We start from the raw sequence: 15,630 nt of genomic DNA, 5'->3' as shown, positions 1-15,630 counted from the left end.
CGCTCCTATTGTCCCAGCCGTTCAAGCAGGGCGGGGATGTGAACCTGATCGGCCTTGTAGTTGCCGGTCAGGCTGTACATGACGATGTTGACGCCGGATCTGAAGGCGTAGTCGCGCTGCACGGGGCTGTTGGGAACCGTGGGGTACATGAATTCGCCCTCTTCGGTGATGGCCCAGGCCGACGCGAAGTCGTTGCCCGTGATCATGATGGGCGATACGCCATCGCCCGCCCGCACCGGACGGTCGCCGCGCGCGGCGATTTCCTCAAGGCTCTCCACCCAGAGCGGGCTACCGGCATAGCGTCCGGGGAAGGCATCAAGCAGATAGAACGCCTTGGTCAGGACATGATCTGGCGGGACCGGCTGCAAGGGCGGGACGTCCAGATCCTCCAGGATCTCGCGCAGTTTCAGCGTTGCCGGTGTCGACGAAAAACCGGTGGCGGATGCGTTGATATGATCGCGCGTGTCGAACAGGATGGTGCCGCCGTTGCGCATGAACGTGTCGATCCGGGCCATCGTCTGGTCGTTCGGCTTGTCCGCGACAGGATCGATCGGCCAGTAGAGCAGAGAATAAAACGCCAGTTCGTCATTCGCGATGTCGATCGCAACGGGCGCGCCGGGCTCCAGCGCGGTTCTTTCAGCCAGAAAACGGGTCAGGCCCGCCAGGCCGGCGGCACTTGCATCGTCAATTTCCGGGTTGCCCGTGATGACATAGGCGAGACGCGTATCCAGCGTGGATTCAAGCGCCTGCAGTTCGTCCGATGTCGATTGCGCCAGAGCCGGAGAGGTGCCGATATACGCCGCGCAGGTGAACATCACGGCAAGCAGACCGGCAATCCCGGCGGCGCGGCTGCGAAGTCCGATGCGGCTGAGACCGCCGGCAAGCAGAAAGACGGCGATAGCGTCCGCCACGAGCAGCAGAAAAGCGAGCGTGAAGAAAAACGCCCTGAGGTCGATCGGATCGGACGCCGGGTAGGCGGTCCTGGTTGCCCGGTCGCCGAGCAGCGTCAGGTCGAGCGATGACAGGGTGTCCTCCGCGCCCATGAGATTCAGTGCGCGGAAACCGTCTTCGGTTCCGTAGAGGCCGGGCGGCGTTCGCCGGCTGGCAGCCGCTTCCCGGAAATCTGCCGCGCTGACAGGCGTAACCTCGACCGGCGGGGCACTGAAGCGCCCGTAGCCGTCAAGCAGCCGCAAGGGCGGCAGCACGCTTGACGCCGACGTGCTGTCATCGGTGGTTTCGGAGGCGGCGGCAACGTTCGAAACGGCCAGGATCCTGCGCAGCATGTTCAGGAAGACACCGGACAGCGGCAGATTGGACCAGGCCGAATCGGCCGTGACATGGAAGAGGACAACACTGCCTGCGCCAATGGGCGCGGCGGTCACGAGCGGCGTGCCGTCCTCAAGCATCGCCCAGGTTCTTTCAGGCAGGTCCGATGTTGGTTCCGCCAGCACTTGCCGGTTCACGGTCACTTCTTCGGGCACCTTCAGGCCGAAGAAGGGGGAATCGTCCGGGAAATCGGCAAGGTGCTGCGGCTGTTTCCAGGAAAGAGAGCCGCCGAGCGAGCGATCACCGGCCCGAAGGCGCACGGGGATCAGGTCGTCGCTGCCGCCTGCCGTGCGCGGACCGGCGAAGCGCACGAGCGTGCCGCCGTTCTCAATCCACTCTCTCAGTTCAGCGGCCGTCGTGTCCGGAAGACGCCCGACATCGGCTAGAACCAGCACGGAGATGCCCTGGTCGATCAGTTCTGGCACGGCCAAGGCAATATCGCTGTCCTTCGAGCGGCGGATATCGGAAAACGGCAACAGCGCGCGCTCAAGATAGTAGACCGGCGACAGCAAGGGCTGATCGAGATCACCGGACTGACCGGAAATGAGGCCGATCGTGCGGCGGCGCCAGCTGTCATCGACCAGCTGGACTGCACCGGCAGCCGCTTCCCCGGAGATCTCGACGCGGGCGATGTCGTTGCGCAATTCGCTCGGCAATTCGAACCGTGCGGTGGTTTCCGTGTTGCCGGCGTCAAAACTGGCCTGGACTTCGCCGAGAACCAGTCCCTTCAGATCCAGAGCCCTGACATTGGCCGTCCCCAGGAGCTGTTCGTCGTGGCGGACCACGGTTACGGACAGCGCATCGGTATCGTTTTGCAGGTTCTTCAGGCCCATCGGGGTGTCGAGGCCGGTCAGAATCGTGACCGGGACATTGCCTGTCATTGCGGCGAGGTCGGTCATGAACGGACCTTCCAGCTCGGTATCGTCGGACAGCCAGACAATCGTGCCCGGCATGGTGTCCTGTGCGGCCTTGCGCAGGCCGATATTCAGTTCACTGCGCTGGGGCGGGTAGGGGCGTGGTTCCAGTGCCCGCAGCTTTTCGAGCGCGGCACTTGCAGCTTCCGGCGTGAAACCCTGATTTGGGCCCTCCGCTGTCGCCACGAAGACGACCGGCTGCCCCGACTGTTCGGCGGTTGCGAGGATCTGTTCGGCGGCGCTGAGCTGCGCGTCCCAGCTTTTTGCGGACGTCCAGCCGTTGTCGACCAGAAGCCAGAGAACACCGTCTCCGGTGGCAACGGGTTCGGACGTGCGCCAGACCGGCCCGGCCAGGGCAATGATCAGGATCGCAGCCAGCAGCAGCCGCAAAAGGGTCAGCCACCAAGGGCTGCGCTGAGGGGTTTCCTCGTGCTGGTCGATGTCGAGAAGCAGGCGCGTCGGGGGAAATGAGATTTCGCGCGGACGCGGCGGGGTCAGGCGCAGCAGCCACCAGATGACCGGCAGGAGCGCGAGCGCTGCGAGGATCCAAGGGGCGGTGAAGGTCAGGGGCAGACCGGCTAACATCGGCTCAGATACCTCCCCTGTTCATCACGTCGAGCGCACCGGACAGCGCGCTGTGCAGGACAAGAAGCGGCTCGGCCGCGGGCCGGTCGGTATGGTGGAGCACGTAGGTCCAGCCCGCGCGGCGGGCCATGTCCCGGACCTCTGCCCGGTGTGCTTCCAGCTTGGTGTGATAGTCCTCGCGCCAGTTTTCCGCGCGGCCCGCAGTCAGGCGCGTTCCGAGCTCCGGATCGGTAAATTCGATCCGGCCATCGAAGGGAAAGGTTTCCTCGATCGGATCGAGGACCTGCACCAGATGACCCTTCGCGCCGGTGCTGGCGACGCGGGCGACCCATTCGGCAATGTCATCGAGCGGATCGAGGAAATCGGAGACCAGAACCACGTCGGCGAAGCGCTTCACCGATGTGGTATCGGGAAAGGCGACAGGTTTTGACAGATGGGCGAGGGCGTCTGCGAGCCGTTCCGCCGCGCGCCTGTCGGAAAAGGGCCTGGTCAGTCCCGGAAGCCCGATCCGTTCGCCGGTCTCCGCCAGCATGTCGGCAAGCGCAAGCATCAGGACGATGGCACGGTCCCGTTTGCTGACCATGGACAGGCGTGACTGAAACACCATCGAGGAGGACAGGTCGGACCACAGCCAGACCGTATGCGCAGCTTCCCACTCGCGCTCGCGTACGTAGAGATGGTCGTCCCGCGCGGAGCGGCGCCAGTCGATCCGCTTGGCAGGCTCGCCCATGTTGAAGGGCCGGAACTGCCAGAAACTCTCGCCCGGACCGGCTCTGCGCCTGCCATGCCAGCCGGCAATGATCGAGCTGGCGACATGGCTCGCCTCCACCAGGAGATCCGGCAGCGCGTCGGCGACGGATCTTGCCTCGCCGATGACGCTGGGCCACGTGTCCTGGTCTATGCCTGCCTTGTTTGTCCGGGGGTCCATATGGTCTCGGGCTCCTGCGAAAGACTCGGTCTCAGGCGATTGTCTCTTTGACGCGCTGAATGACGTCTCTCACAGTATGACCATCGGCTCTGGCGGCAAAGGTCAGTGCCATCCGGTGCTGCAGAACGGGTTCCGCCAGGGCGAGCACATCGTCCACGGACGGGGCCAGACGGCCGTCCACCAGGGCGCGTGCACGCACCGTCAGCATGAGCGCCTGGCTTGCTCGCGGCCCCGGTCCCCACGCAATCAGCTTGGTGATGTCGCTCTCGGCCGAGCTGTCGTCAGGCCGCGCCGAACGGACGAGTTTCAATATGGCCTCAACAACCGATTCACCGACCGGCATGCGGCGCACGAGTTGCTGATATTCCATCAGCTCCTCGGCATTCATCGCAACCTGCGCTTCCGCCTGATCCGCACCGGTCGTCTCCAGAAGGATCCGGCGCTCAGCCTCAAGATCGGGATAATGAACATCGATCTGCATGAGAAAGCGGTCGAGCTGCGCTTCCGGAAGCGGATAGGTGCCTTCCTGTTCGAGCGGGTTTTGCGTTGCCAGAACGTGGAACGGCCGCGGCAGGTCATGCGGGTGACCGGCCACCGTCACGTGGTATTCCTGCATCGCCTGCAACAGTGCGGACTGCGTGCGCGGGCTTGCCCGGTTGATTTCGTCGGCCATGAGCAGCTGAGAAAACACAGGCCCAGGAATGAAGCGGAAGGACCGGCCGCCATCGGCCGACTGTTCCATGACCTCGGCGCCGAGAATGTCGGAAGGCATCAGGTCCGGCGTGAACTGAATTCTGCGTGCATCGAGGCCAAGAACGGTGCCGAGCGTTTCAACAAGCTTCGTCTTTGCAAGCCCCGGAACGCCCACGAGCAGACCGTGGCCGCCCGCCAGGATGGTCACGAGAGACTGCTCCACGACCGTTTCCTGACCGAAGATGATCCGCGCGATATCGGCCTTCGCGTCGGTGATGCGCGAAACCGCCCGTTCCGCGTTTTCCGCTACGGCGGCGAGATCTTCATCGCTGGGGTTCGAGGGGGAAACAACGCTCATGAATCACCTTTCCCGTCTTGTCTTTTCCCGGACCTGAGGCGGCGCGGGGCATTGTCTTCGGTTGCTGCGACTCATGCAGTCTGACACCATATAAATCTGTAGATAAGGCGCAATTGTGCGCCATACAGTGGAAAGGTCCAAGATTCTTTCCAGGTGTTGGGGAAAAGGCTGTGCTTAAGAAGGGCGTTCCCGGGCCGGCAACCGACGGGTAAGTTAATGTCTCGGCAATTTTCCGGAGGGGCCGGAATTTCTTTTCAGGACTGTGAAACAAATGCCACAAAATGACAATCCAGCCGCGGCAGACATGCCGGAGGGGTTGAAGGCCCTGATGAGCAGGGCGGACGGAAAGGACAGGTCGCTTCCCCCGGTGGAGAAGTGGAATCCGCCGTTTTGCGGGGATCTCGACATCCGGATTGCCCGGGACGGAACGTGGTTTTACCTCGGGTCGCCGATCGGACGGCAGCCACTGGTGAAGTTGTTCGCTTCGGTTCTGAGACGGGATGCCGACGGCAAGCACTATCTCGTTACACCGGTCGAAAAGATCGGCATCACCGTCGATGATGCCCCGTTTCTGGCCGTTGAAATGGCCGTGGCGGGAACGGGGGAAGAACAGGAACTGACGCTCAGGACAAATCTCGGTGAACTCGTGAAAGTTGGGGCCGGACACCCGCTGAGATTTGAAAAAGAAACGGACAGCGGTGGCCTGAAACCCTATGTTCTGGTGCGGGGCAGGCTGGAAGCGCTGTTCACGCGCGCGCTCATGTACCAGCTGGCGGAGCTGATCGTGGAACGCGAGGGCGCCGCCGGCGCCGAAACCGGGATCTGGAGCGAAGGGAGCTTTTTTCCGATCGGTGCACACTTGCTGAAATGAACGGAATAACCATTTGATTGTGCGGACAATAACCAAACCAGAGCCCGTTTCCGGATGAGCGCTCCAATCGTGGACAAGGGGATTCATTTGAACCGATGGTCGGAAGACCTTCGGCAACGCCTTGATGTTGCCGCCCAACGTGCCGCACAGCCCGAAACCGGCGATCATATCCTCAATCCCGATCTTCCGCCCTATGCGCGCTGGCAGGGCGCACCAAGGGATGCGGCGGTGCTCATCGGCATACTGGAACGCGACGCCGGCCTCAGCGTGGTTCTGACGCAGCGCACCGGACACCTGAAGGCACATGCGGGCCAGGTTGCCTTTCCGGGCGGCAAGATCGACCCCACCGATGCGGGACCTGTCGAGGCGGCGCTGCGCGAAGCGGACGAGGAAATCGGGCTTTTGCCGGACAGGGTCGAACCTCTCGGCACGCTCGCCCCCTATCTGACCGGCTCCGGTTACAAGATCATTCCGGTCGTCGGAAAGCTGCAGACCACCGGCCCGTTTCAACCCAACCCGGACGAAGTCGAAGACGTCTTTGAAGTTCCGCTCAATTTCCTGATGGACCCGGTGAACCACCAGAAACAGAGCCGGGACTGGCAAGGCAAACGGCGCTATTTCTATGCCATGCCGTTCGGAGAACGCTATATCTGGGGCGTTACCGCCGGAATCATAAGATCCATGTACGAGACGGTTTATCGCTGATGCTGCGTGTTGCACTGACCCACCTGCTCCTGTTTCTCCTGCCTTTTCTCTGCTACGCGATCTGGTTGTGGCTCACGAAGAGAAGCAAGGATCCTGACCGCTGGGCGCGGGGGCCGCTGGCATGGCTGACCGTGTCAGGCCTTGTTCTGGTGATCGCGGGCTTCATCGTCATGTCCACGTTGAACCGCGGGCCCGAGGGGACCGACTACCGGCCAACGCAAATGAAGGATGGCGTTTTCGTGCCCGGTGGTTTCGAATAGGCACATGACTTCCAGTGTGGACGAAAAGCTCTCGAACGCCGACTGGCTTGCCGCGCCCGGCATTCAGGCGGTGTTCTCCGCCGTCGAACGCGACGGAGACGCGGCGCGGGTCGTCGGCGGTGCGGTGCGCAACACCTTGCTGGATCATCCCGTTCCCGACGTCGATATCGCGACGACCGCTCCGCCGGATGTCGTGATGTCCCGCGCCCGGGACGCCGGTCTGAAAGCAATCGGAACCGGGCTCGAGCATGGCACGATCACGATTGTTGCCGATGATTTTCCCTACGAAGTCACGACCTTGCGAGAGGACATCGAAACGTTCGGCCGGCAGGCGCGCGTTGTCTTCGGCCGCGACTGGGAAAAGGATGCAAGACGCCGGGACTTCACCATGAATGCGCTCTACGTGGACCGGAACGGGCATCTCCATGATCCGCTTGGCGGCCTCGATGATTGTCTCGGCCGCCGCGTCCGGTTCATCGGCGACGCCGACGGCCGCATCAAGGAAGACTATCTTCGGATCCTGAGGTTCTTCCGCATCTACGCGGCTTACGGCGAGGGGGAACTCGACGCGGAGGGTCTCGGCGCGTGCCTTCGGCAGAGGAACGGGTTACGGCAGCTGTCCGCTGAACGTATCGGTCACGAAATGCGCCGGCTGCTGCGCGCGCCGCGTGCTGCCTACGCGCTTCGCATGATGAATGATTGCGGTCTCTGGGAAATCGCAACCGGCGGCCTGGCCCGGATTGACGACTACGATGCGCTTCGGTCGCTGGACAGCGTCGCGCCGCAGACACGGGATGCCGAACTCGGACTTGTTGTGCTCGCGGGTTTCGTGCGCGAGGACCTGGCCAGGATCTCCGACCGCTTCCGGCTTTCGAACCAGGAACGCAAACGCATGGAAACGGCGTGGGCCGCGAAGAAGCGGTTCCTGCAGACCGCACGGCGTCCGAGCGCTGCGGCGATGTCGTATGCGTTCGGGCGGGAAGGTGCGATCGACGGCCTGCTGGCTGTCTGGTCCGCCAGTCTTGCGGGAGCGAAGGAGGACAGCGCCTTCTACGAGGGCATGCTGTCCGATCTCGCCGCACAGGTCATCCCCGAATTTCCCCTGAAAGGCGCGGATCTGATTTCGCTCGGTCACAAGGCCGGACCGGAACTCGGCGCACTTCTGAGGCGGCTGGAAGTCGCGTGGATCGAAAGCGAGTTTGCACTGACCAAGGAGCAATTGCTCGAACGGTCCGGTGCCGCGTCTTAGCGAAATTTTAAAAGTAATTCCTGCAAGATAACGTTTGCAGTTCCCTATAGGAATCCACCTGTATTTCATGTCTCACATGTTTTGAGGGCGCGAACGAGACGATCGATGGAAATAGTTCTTATTTCAGACGGGCCACTACCGATGGATTCCCCGGTCAGGAAGCTTCCCTTTTTCTTTCCGGCCCGCCTCATAAACATGGATATGGTGTCGCCGCACACGGTTGGTGAGGGCAAGGTGGCCGTGGTCGAGTTGCTCGGTGCCACCGATGCCGGACTGGCGGCACTGAAGGCGTCCTGGAGCAGCATCGCATCCATACCTGTCATCTGCCTGGTGTCGCAGAAGAACCGGAGGGAGGTCATCCAGGCCGGGGCACTCGGCAAGACGGAGACGCTTGAACGTGACGCGCCGTTCGCGCTCCTCCTGAAGCGGTTGAAGCAGCTCATGGAGACCGATATCCTTGAAGCACTGCCGCACAAGACCCCGGAAACGACGGCCCGCGCCTACAAGTCGAGCAACACCTTCCTTGAGAGCCTTTGCCTGTCGACGGTGGAAGGGGCCAAGATCCGCATCAGCCTGATGAACGAGAGCGCTGAGGACATGCTGACCGCGCTCAAGAAGGACGGCGTGTCGTGCTGGCTGAATGCCTTCGAGACGCATCACAGCGCCACATACAGCCATTCGCTTCAGGTCGCCGGCCTTGCCGGCATGCTGGCCAAGCATATCGGCTGGAGCGAGGAGGACTGCAAGGAAGTCATCGCCGGCGGGCTTGTCCATGACATCGGCAAGATGCGTATTCCGCTGACAATTCTCGACAAGCCCGGCAAGCTCACGCCCCAGGAGCGGAAAATCATCGACAAGCACCCGGTGTTCGGACGGGATATCCTGAAGTCGAGACTGGAAGTGTCCGCGGATGTGAAACGTATGGCCATTCAGCACCACGAGTTGCTGGACGGCTCCGGTTATCCGAAAGGCCTGCGCGGCGAGCAGCTTGTCCCGAAGGTGCGGCTGATCACCGTTTGCGACATCTTCGTCGCGCTTACGGAACAGCGTTCCTACAGGGGCAGCGTTCCCTCGCGCACCGCAGTCGACATGCTGAAGGACATGGGGCCGAAGCTGGATCAGAAAATTGTCGCCAGCCTTTTCCAGATGCTCTTCGGGCGGGCCTTCGGCGCGGTCACGCGGGAAGCCCCGGCAGCCTGACCGGTCGAAGGCGTCTCAGGGCCACTTCACGACCGGCGGCATGGACGAGAGGATCGAGGCGACGTTGCCTCCCGTCTTCAATCCGAAGATCGTGCCGCGATCATAGAGCAGGTTGTATTCCACGTATCTGCCGCGCCTGACCAGCTGTTCCTCGCGTTCCTGCTCGGACCACGGCTTTTCAAAGTTCTTTCTCACCAATTCTGGATAAATGCCCAGGAATGCCTCGCCGACGGCCCTGGTGAAGGCGAAGTCGGCGTCCCAGTCACCACTGTGAAGATAGTCGTAGAAGATGCCGCCGATGCCCCGGGCTTCGTTACGGTGCTTCAAGAAGAAATAGTCGTCGCACCAGGCCTTGTAGGCGTCATAGTCGGCGACGTCGTGGGCCATGCAGGCAGACCGCATCGCTTCGTGGAAGGCGATCGTGTCCGGATCTTCCTGCGTGCGGCGGGCATCCAGCACCGGTGTCAGGTCCGCGCCGCCGCCGAACCACTGCTTCGTTGTCACGACCATGCGTGTGTTCATGTGAACGGCGGGCACGTGGGGATTGTGCAGATGCGCGATCAGGCTGATGCCGGACGCCCAGAACCGCGGATCTTCCGAGGCTCCGGGTATCTGTCCCCGAAACTCGGGAGAAAACTCCCCGTGGACCGTTGAGACGTGAACGCCGACTTTCTCGAAGACGCGCCCGTGCATCATGGACATGACACCGCCGCCGCCTTTCTGGCCGGAGCTGTCGGTGCGCTCCCAGGGCGTGCGTTCGAACCGTCCCGCGGGCTGGTCGGACAGGGGGCCGGACCGTGCGCCGATTTCGTCTTCAAGGTCCTCGAACGCCTTGCAGATGCTGTCGCGCAGACCCTCGAACCAGGCAGGCGCCGTTTCCTTCTTTTGCTCGATGTTGTCGGGGATCGGTCCCCCGCGTTTTTCAGGAGCAGGTGCTGTCATGTGATTGGCCTTCGCGTCAGCAGGTGTCCGAGCCAGGGCGGCTTTCAATCCAGTTTCTTAGGAAATGTGTCCGTCTGCCGCAAGGCTTCACCAAGCGCCATGCCGGAGGATATGGCGACGTTGATCGAACGCATACCCTCGGCCATCGGAATAGTCAGCCGCGCGTCAACCAGATCGTGCACGCTCTGCGGAACCCCGGTGCTTTCGCGGCCCATGACCAGAATGTCGTCGGCCTGAAACTCAAAATCCGTATAGTTCCTGTCCGACTTGGTGGTGAGCAGGATCAGGCGGCGGTTTTGGGTCAGCCTGAACAGTTCGAAGTCCGCAAAGCTCCTGTGCCGCCGCATCGAAGCGCGTTCAAGATAATCCATGCCGGCGCGCTTGAGTGCACTGTCCGAAATCGGAAAGCCTGCCGGCTCAATCAGATGCACAGTTACGCTCATGCAGGCGCACAGGCGCAGGATCGTGCCCGTGTTCTGTGGAATGTCAGGCTGATAGAGAGCTAGGTCGGGCATGCTTCGGGAACTCTTTTCAACACAGGATTTCGGGCTCGGCTGGATATCAGCCTGGGCGCCAAATGTCATTCGCGTTTGCGAAAACCGCAAGGATATTGTTGGTCGGGTGACACCTTCCGCGCGTAGAATGATCGCCAGGGTCAGGACTCATTAATTTGGATGAATTGGTAGGGATGAATTTGTTCGGATACGAGGCGCAAAGCTGCAGGAAACCGTCCGGTTTCCAAAGATTTGCAACGACGTTGCCGGGTAAATTCACCCTATCCCTGCGGGACGCAAAAACGGCTTCGATCTGCTTCGTCAAACCGCTCAACCGGGCAGGAAGCCCGCTTTTCGCGCATTTCCTCGCAGCTCATCGCCGTTTGCTGCGCCAATTAAACCAAATTAATGAGTCCTGACCCTAGAATCGCACCACCTCCGGAGACGGCACGTGTCCTCACTCTTTCGCACATTTGAAACATGGATAGATCCGTTTCGAGGTCCGCCGCCACAGGACATGCCCCGGAACGGGATTGCATTTCTCGCTCATTTCGTGATGCAGGTCAGGTGGCCCTTCGTGGCCATGCTGGTGCTCGGAGGACTTTCGGCTTTTGTGGAAGTCACGATCTTCAATTTCCTCGGACGGATCGTGGACCTTCTCGAAACGGGCAACAGGGACAGTTTCTTCACCGACCACGCCTGGACGCTCGCGGGGATGGCGTTCGTGGTTCTTGTTCTGCGGCTGATCGTCAACTCGCTCATGGCGCTGGTCGAGGAGCAGACCGTTGTTCCGGGTTTCTTCAACCTGGTCCGCTGGCAGTGCCACCAGCGTGTCATGAAACAGAGCCTGAGTTACTTCCAGGACGATCTTGCCGGTCGTCTCGCGCAAAAGGTTCTGCAGTCGGGGCTGTCCGCAGGCGATTTCATGGTCAACCTGCTGCAGGTCGCCTGGTTCATCATCGTCTACGCGATCACGACCCTGGTTCTGGTCACGCAGCTCGACGTGCGGCTCGGAGCGATCGTTGCCGTCTGGCTTGTGTGTTTTTCCGTGACCGCCGTCTACTTCGTTCCGCGCATCCGGCTCGCGGCCAAGGACACGGCAAACAGCTATTCCGGGGTAACGGGACGACTCGTCGACACTTACACCAATATCCAGTCGGTGAAGCTGTTCGGCTCGACGGAAGAGGAAAACCGGGGCGCGCGCGAGGCGGTCGAACACTTTATTTCCAAGCTTCAGCGCTTCACCCGGTACCTGACCTCGATCAGGATGACGATGTCGCTGATCAACGGCGTCATGATCGTATCCATCACGGCTGCCTCGCTGCTTGTCTGGCAGGACGGCGGCATCAGCACCGGCCATGTCGCTTTCGCGCTCAGCCTGATCCTGCGTCTCAACATTCTCCTCAACCGGCTGTTCAATCAGCTCAATGGTCTGTTCCGGCATTTCGGCTCGCTACAGGACAGCATGGAGACGGTCGTCAAGCCGATAACGCTGACGGACGCCGCGAACGCCACCACGTTGAAGGTCGAAGAGGGTGCGATCGGGTTCGAGAATATCCGCTTCCACTACGGCAAGGACGGCGGTGTGATCGATCATCTGAACCTTGCCATCCGTCCCGGAGAAAGGGTCGGTCTCGTCGGACCGTCAGGGGCCGGAAAGACGACGCTGGTCAGCCTGCTGCTCCGCTTCTTTGATCTGGAAACCGGGCGCATCGTGATCGATGGCCAGGATATCAGCATGGTTGCGCAGGAAACGCTGCGCAGGTCGATCGGCATGGTGACACAGGACACGTCGCTTCTGCACAGGTCGATCCGGGAGAACATCCTCTACGGCCGCACGACAGCCAGTGAAAAGGATCTTGTCGAGGCCGCCCGCAAGGCGCACGCGCTCGAGTTCATCGAACAGCTTGCGGACAAAAGGGGGCGGAGCGGGTTCGATGCCTTTGTCGGTGAGCGCGGTGTCAAACTGTCCGGCGGACAGCGGCAGCGCATCGCGATTGCGCGTGTGCTGCTGAAAGACGCACCGATCCTTGTGCTCGACGAGGCGACGTCCGCACTCGATTCGGAAGTCGAGGCGGCGATCCAGGACAATCTGCAAAGCCTCATGGCCGGGAAGACCGTCATTGCGATTGCGCACAGACTGTCGACGATCGCGGCCATGGACCGGCTGATCGTGATGGACAAGGGACAGATCGTGCAACAGGGAACCCACGAGGCGCTCCTTGCGGACGAACGCGGACTTTATGCGCAGCTCTGGCGCAGGCAGTCGGGAGGTTTCCTGAAGGCGGACGTCGAAACGGCCTGACCGGCGCACAAAGGGGCCGTGCGGTTGCAACACATGATCCGACCGACACCCGGACACGTATCAGCCATATCTTGTTTCCGAGGGTCCCATGGTTCAACACATCATTGCCTATTTTGCGACTGCACTGGTGTTTCTGGCAGTCGACTATGTCTGGCTGTCACAGATCGCGACGCGGTTCTATTTCGACCGCATCGGGCATCTGCTCATGGATAAACCGAATATGGGGGCGGCCGGCGCGTTCTACATCATCTACGTCGTCGGCATCGTGATCTTCGCTGTCGCGCCGGCACTTAAGTCTGAAAGCCTCGCGATCGCAATCGTTTACGGGGCGATGTTCGGGTTCTTCACCTATGCGACCTACGATGTGACCAACTACGCGACGCTCCGGGACTGGCCGGTCATCGTGACCGTGGTCGATGTCGCCTGGGGAACCGTGCTTTCGGCCTTCTCGGCCGGCATGGGCTACGTGCTGACAAGAATGGTGACCTGACGTTCCGGCGCGGTCTTCGCATGTCGCAGCTTCTTCAATGCGTGCGTTGCATGTATTGTCAATAATACGACTGTATTGAAGCTGCCCGTTTAGCGTTTCCTTCAAGTTATTCTGCCAGGATAGTCTTCAACTTGTGAAGCAGTTGATGAACTGGCATGGAAACGTCCCCGGCCGACTGGCCTGTACTTTTTCTGTTTGTTTGTGCCGGAGTTGGGGCCGTGTTCCTCTCCGCCGGGTTTATCTTGGGCCGGCGCGGGTGGGCGCTTTCGGACAAACAGCGACCTTCGGAGTTCGGGAACGATGCTGCCATTCTCAAAACGGTGGTCGAGCATGCGCACGAGGGGCTTGTCCTCCAGGACGTCTATGGCCGGATCGAATGGTCGAACCCCGCCTATACCAGGATCACCGGCTATACCGCCGAGGAGATCCGGGGACGCCGCCCGCAGGAGTTCATCCTGCCCCCGAACAAGCAACTTGCACCGGACGAGCTTGAAAACTTCAAGTTCGACCTGGACAAGTTTTCGTCCGGCTTCAAGGAACTGATCCAGAACCGGCGAAAGAACGGCGAACTGTTCTGGAACCAGCTCACATTCGCGCGCATCGAGGCTGAAACCGAAGACGACACCCGCATGATCATCTTGTGCCAGGACGTGACGCGCGAGGTCGAGCGCTTCGCGGAACTGGAGGAAACCCGCAAGCGGCTCAAGTACCAGGCGGAACACGATGAGCTGACGGGATTGGTGACCCGGGCGAAAATCACGGAATTCCTGCAGGAGCGTCTGTCGGCAGGACGGGCCGAAGCGGATCAGATCGGCCTGCTGCTGCTCGACCTGGATCACTTCAAGGACATCAACGACAGTCATGGTCACAGCGCAGGCGATGCCGTCCTGCGTCACGTGGCCGGCGTTCTGAAGACAGTGATTGGCGACGACGGGCTGGCTGCAAGGATCGGCGGCGACGAATTCATGGTCGCCTTCTTTCAGCCGGTTGAAGGCAAGCAACTGGAACGCCTGGCGAGCCGCCTGCTTGACGACCTTTCGAAGCCGGTTCCAATCGAGCACCAGCGCTACAAGATCGGCGGGAGCGCCGGGCTCGTCCTGGCCGACTGCACCAGGGTCGGGCTCGAGGAACTGATCAATTGCGGCGACATCGCCCTTTACGCGGCGAAAAAATCGGGACGCGGACGGTACTGCTGGTACACCGAAGCGCTCGGGGCGGCGCACCGGCACCGGCGCATGAGCATGGCGCAGCTGGATCAGGATCTGGAGACCGGCAATCTGACGCTCCTGATGCAACCGCAATTCGATCTCCACGCGCGGCGCATCACCGGTTACGAGGTCTCCGCCCAGTGGCTGCATCCCTCCGAAGGCCTTGTCGATCCCAGGATGATGTTGAGCAGCCAGGATGACGCAAAGCGCATTTCAAGGATCGAGCGGTTTGCGCTGGAGATGGGCCTCGCCGAAATGGGCAGGCTGCTCGAGGCGTCCGGGATGCCGTTGCGGCTCAGCGTCGACCTTACCGCGGCCAGCCTGAGCGATCCGGAATTCGAGGCGCTGCTTGTTCAACTTTGCGAGGACGCGGGTTTCGCGCTGTCTGACCTGACGATCGAACTCGATCCGGAAATCGTTCGTATCGAGGACTGCATCAGGCTGAAGGACACGCTGGAGAGCCTCAAGACATCAGGTTGCCGTGTCGCGCTCGACAACTTCGGCAGCCTTCAGAGCGGATTGGGTCAATTCATCGACAGCGGGGCGAACCTTCTGAAGATCAGCCCCTCGCTCATCACTGATCTGGAAACGAGCATCGACAGGCGGCATCTGGTTGAAGCCGTCGTCAATCTCGCTGCGAAGTTTGACTATCAGGTCGTCGCTCTCGGCGTCGAGCGGCCCGAACAAGAGAAGATTCTGCGGGATCTGGGTTGCGGGCATATTCAGGGCCCGATCGTTTCGCCGTGGAAGACGCCCCGGGAAGCCGAGATCCACGTTCGCGAATTCGTCTTCGAGGACCACTGAGGTTTCGACCGTGTTCCGCCGGTCAGGCGCAATGTGTCCGATTGGCAACAGGTGTCAGTTTCGTTGCGGTGCCGGCAAGATAGCTCTTTCCATCTTCGCCTAAAACGGTTACCAACACCGGCAGTCAACCTCACGTCGTTGACCTTTTGATTTTCCTTGTGGCCGTCGGCCGCGCAACCAGGAGGGCTTACATGATAGATCATCATATGATCCAGGCATTTCCAGTCCCCACTGGCTGCACCAAGGTGGTCGTCCGGCAGCTTTAGGCGCCAACACTTCCTTTTTCACATCTTAGTTC

At 61.1% G+C, this 15,630-nt stretch carries 14 protein-coding genes; 9 read left to right on the top strand and 5 right to left on the bottom strand.

The genetic code is table 11. The annotated features are described in order from the left end of the window. Positions 1-5 precede the first annotated feature (5 nt). The 3 genes from ACO07N_RS00385 to ACO07N_RS00375 are packed head-to-tail and all read right to left on the bottom strand — an operon-like array spanning position 6 to position 4,804. On the bottom strand, positions 6-2,825 hold the full coding sequence (locus ACO07N_RS00385) for a DUF4159 domain-containing protein (protein ID WP_421979119.1): 2,820 nt from the start codon (positions 2,823-2,825) through the stop codon (positions 6-8). A gap of 4 nt (positions 2,826-2,829) precedes the next feature. Next, a complete protein-coding gene (locus tag ACO07N_RS00380) occupies positions 2,830-3,753 on the bottom strand; it encodes a DUF58 domain-containing protein (protein ID WP_421979118.1) in 924 nt (307 codons plus the stop codon). Positions 3,754-3,784: 31 nt separating this feature from the next. Further along, positions 3,785-4,804, bottom strand: a complete 1,020-nt coding sequence (locus tag ACO07N_RS00375; RefSeq protein ID WP_421979117.1) for an AAA family ATPase — start codon at positions 4,802-4,804, stop codon at positions 3,785-3,787. Positions 4,805-5,075: 271 nt separating this feature from the next. Here ACO07N_RS00375 and ACO07N_RS00370 point away from each other — a divergent pair, with 271 nt between their 5' ends. The 5 genes from ACO07N_RS00370 (at position 5,076) to ACO07N_RS00350 (ending at position 9,089) form a co-directional block, all read left to right on the top strand. Further along, positions 5,076-5,675 (top strand): DUF1285 domain-containing protein, encoded by a 600-nt coding sequence (locus tag ACO07N_RS00370; RefSeq protein WP_421979116.1) that lies wholly within the window; start codon positions 5,076-5,078, stop codon positions 5,673-5,675. A gap of 54 nt (positions 5,676-5,729) precedes the next feature. Beyond that, complete coding sequence (locus ACO07N_RS00365) at positions 5,730-6,380, top strand: CoA pyrophosphatase (RefSeq protein ID WP_421979115.1); 651 nt, start codon at positions 5,730-5,732, stop codon at positions 6,378-6,380. Beyond that, positions 6,380-6,640 (top strand): DUF6111 family protein, encoded by a 261-nt coding sequence (locus ACO07N_RS00360; RefSeq protein ID WP_421979114.1) that lies wholly within the window; start codon positions 6,380-6,382, stop codon positions 6,638-6,640. Before ACO07N_RS00365 ends, ACO07N_RS00360 begins: the two co-directional genes overlap by 1 nt. A gap of 4 nt (positions 6,641-6,644) precedes the next feature. After that, on the top strand, positions 6,645-7,889 hold the full coding sequence (locus tag ACO07N_RS00355; protein ID WP_421979113.1) for a CCA tRNA nucleotidyltransferase: 1,245 nt from the start codon (positions 6,645-6,647) through the stop codon (positions 7,887-7,889). Positions 7,890-7,994: 105 nt separating this feature from the next. After that, positions 7,995-9,089, top strand: coding sequence for an HD-GYP domain-containing protein (locus ACO07N_RS00350; protein ID WP_421979112.1), 1,095 nt, complete (start codon positions 7,995-7,997; stop codon positions 9,087-9,089). A 15-nt stretch (positions 9,090-9,104) separates the two neighbouring features. Here ACO07N_RS00350 and hemF read toward each other — a convergent pair whose 3' ends face one another. Together hemF and ACO07N_RS00340 are read right to left on the bottom strand one after the other, a co-directional pair. Next, on the bottom strand, positions 9,105-10,031 hold the full coding sequence (gene hemF / locus ACO07N_RS00345; protein ID WP_421979111.1) for an oxygen-dependent coproporphyrinogen oxidase: 927 nt from the start codon (positions 10,029-10,031) through the stop codon (positions 9,105-9,107). A 44-nt stretch (positions 10,032-10,075) separates the two neighbouring features. Continuing rightward, complete coding sequence (locus tag ACO07N_RS00340; RefSeq protein ID WP_421979110.1) at positions 10,076-10,546, bottom strand: tRNA (cytidine(34)-2'-O)-methyltransferase; 471 nt, start codon at positions 10,544-10,546, stop codon at positions 10,076-10,078. A gap of 155 nt (positions 10,547-10,701) precedes the next feature. On the opposite strand from ACO07N_RS00340, the gene ACO07N_RS00335 reads away from it, so the two are divergent. The 4 genes from ACO07N_RS00335 (at position 10,702) to ACO07N_RS00320 (ending at position 15,332) form a co-directional block, all read left to right on the top strand. Next, positions 10,702-10,944 carry a hypothetical protein gene (locus ACO07N_RS00335; protein ID WP_421979109.1) on the top strand — a complete coding sequence of 81 codons (243 nt, stop codon included), beginning with the start codon at positions 10,702-10,704 and terminating at the stop codon, positions 10,942-10,944. Positions 10,945-11,042: 98 nt separating this feature from the next. Further along, positions 11,043-12,830 carry an ABC transporter ATP-binding protein gene (locus ACO07N_RS00330; RefSeq protein WP_421984356.1) on the top strand — a complete coding sequence of 596 codons (1,788 nt, stop codon included), beginning with the start codon at positions 11,043-11,045 and terminating at the stop codon, positions 12,828-12,830. Between the two features lie 88 nt (positions 12,831-12,918). Then, complete coding sequence (locus ACO07N_RS00325) at positions 12,919-13,320, top strand: DUF2177 family protein (protein WP_319383476.1); 402 nt, start codon at positions 12,919-12,921, stop codon at positions 13,318-13,320. A 218-nt stretch (positions 13,321-13,538) separates the two neighbouring features. Then, complete coding sequence (locus tag ACO07N_RS00320; RefSeq protein ID WP_421979108.1) at positions 13,539-15,332, top strand: putative bifunctional diguanylate cyclase/phosphodiesterase; 1,794 nt, start codon at positions 13,539-13,541, stop codon at positions 15,330-15,332. Positions 15,333-15,630 lie beyond the last annotated feature (298 nt).

It is taken from the genome of Roseibium sp. (assembly GCF_965229775.1).
GTDB lineage: Bacteria > Pseudomonadota > Alphaproteobacteria > Rhizobiales > Stappiaceae > Roseibium.
This window is presented reverse-complemented; position numbering and strand designations above follow the sequence as displayed.

Excerpts from the sequence above, each read along its gene's own strand:
- ACO07N_RS00385 (WP_421979119.1), bottom strand. The coding sequence starts at position 2,825 with ATGTTAGCCGGTCTGCCCCTGACCTTCACCGCCCCTTGGATCCTCGCA.
- ACO07N_RS00380 (WP_421979118.1), bottom strand. The coding sequence starts at position 3,753 with ATGGACCCCCGGACAAACAAGGCAGGCATAGACCAGGACACGTGGCCC.
- ACO07N_RS00375 (WP_421979117.1), bottom strand. The coding sequence starts at position 4,804 with ATGAGCGTTGTTTCCCCCTCGAACCCCAGCGATGAAGATCTCGCCGCC.
- ACO07N_RS00370 (WP_421979116.1), top strand. The coding sequence starts at position 5,076 with ATGCCACAAAATGACAATCCAGCCGCGGCAGACATGCCGGAGGGGTTG.
- ACO07N_RS00365 (WP_421979115.1), top strand. The coding sequence starts at position 5,730 with ATGAGCGCTCCAATCGTGGACAAGGGGATTCATTTGAACCGATGGTCG.
- ACO07N_RS00360 (WP_421979114.1), top strand. The coding sequence starts at position 6,380 with ATGCTGCGTGTTGCACTGACCCACCTGCTCCTGTTTCTCCTGCCTTTT.
- ACO07N_RS00355 (WP_421979113.1), top strand. The coding sequence starts at position 6,645 with ATGACTTCCAGTGTGGACGAAAAGCTCTCGAACGCCGACTGGCTTGCC.
- ACO07N_RS00350 (WP_421979112.1), top strand. The coding sequence starts at position 7,995 with ATGGAAATAGTTCTTATTTCAGACGGGCCACTACCGATGGATTCCCCG.
- hemF (WP_421979111.1), bottom strand. The coding sequence starts at position 10,031 with ATGACAGCACCTGCTCCTGAAAAACGCGGGGGACCGATCCCCGACAAC.
- ACO07N_RS00340 (WP_421979110.1), bottom strand. The coding sequence starts at position 10,546 with ATGCCCGACCTAGCTCTCTATCAGCCTGACATTCCACAGAACACGGGC.
- ACO07N_RS00330 (WP_421984356.1), top strand. The coding sequence starts at position 11,043 with ATGCCCCGGAACGGGATTGCATTTCTCGCTCATTTCGTGATGCAGGTC.
- ACO07N_RS00325 (WP_319383476.1), top strand. The coding sequence starts at position 12,919 with ATGGTTCAACACATCATTGCCTATTTTGCGACTGCACTGGTGTTTCTG.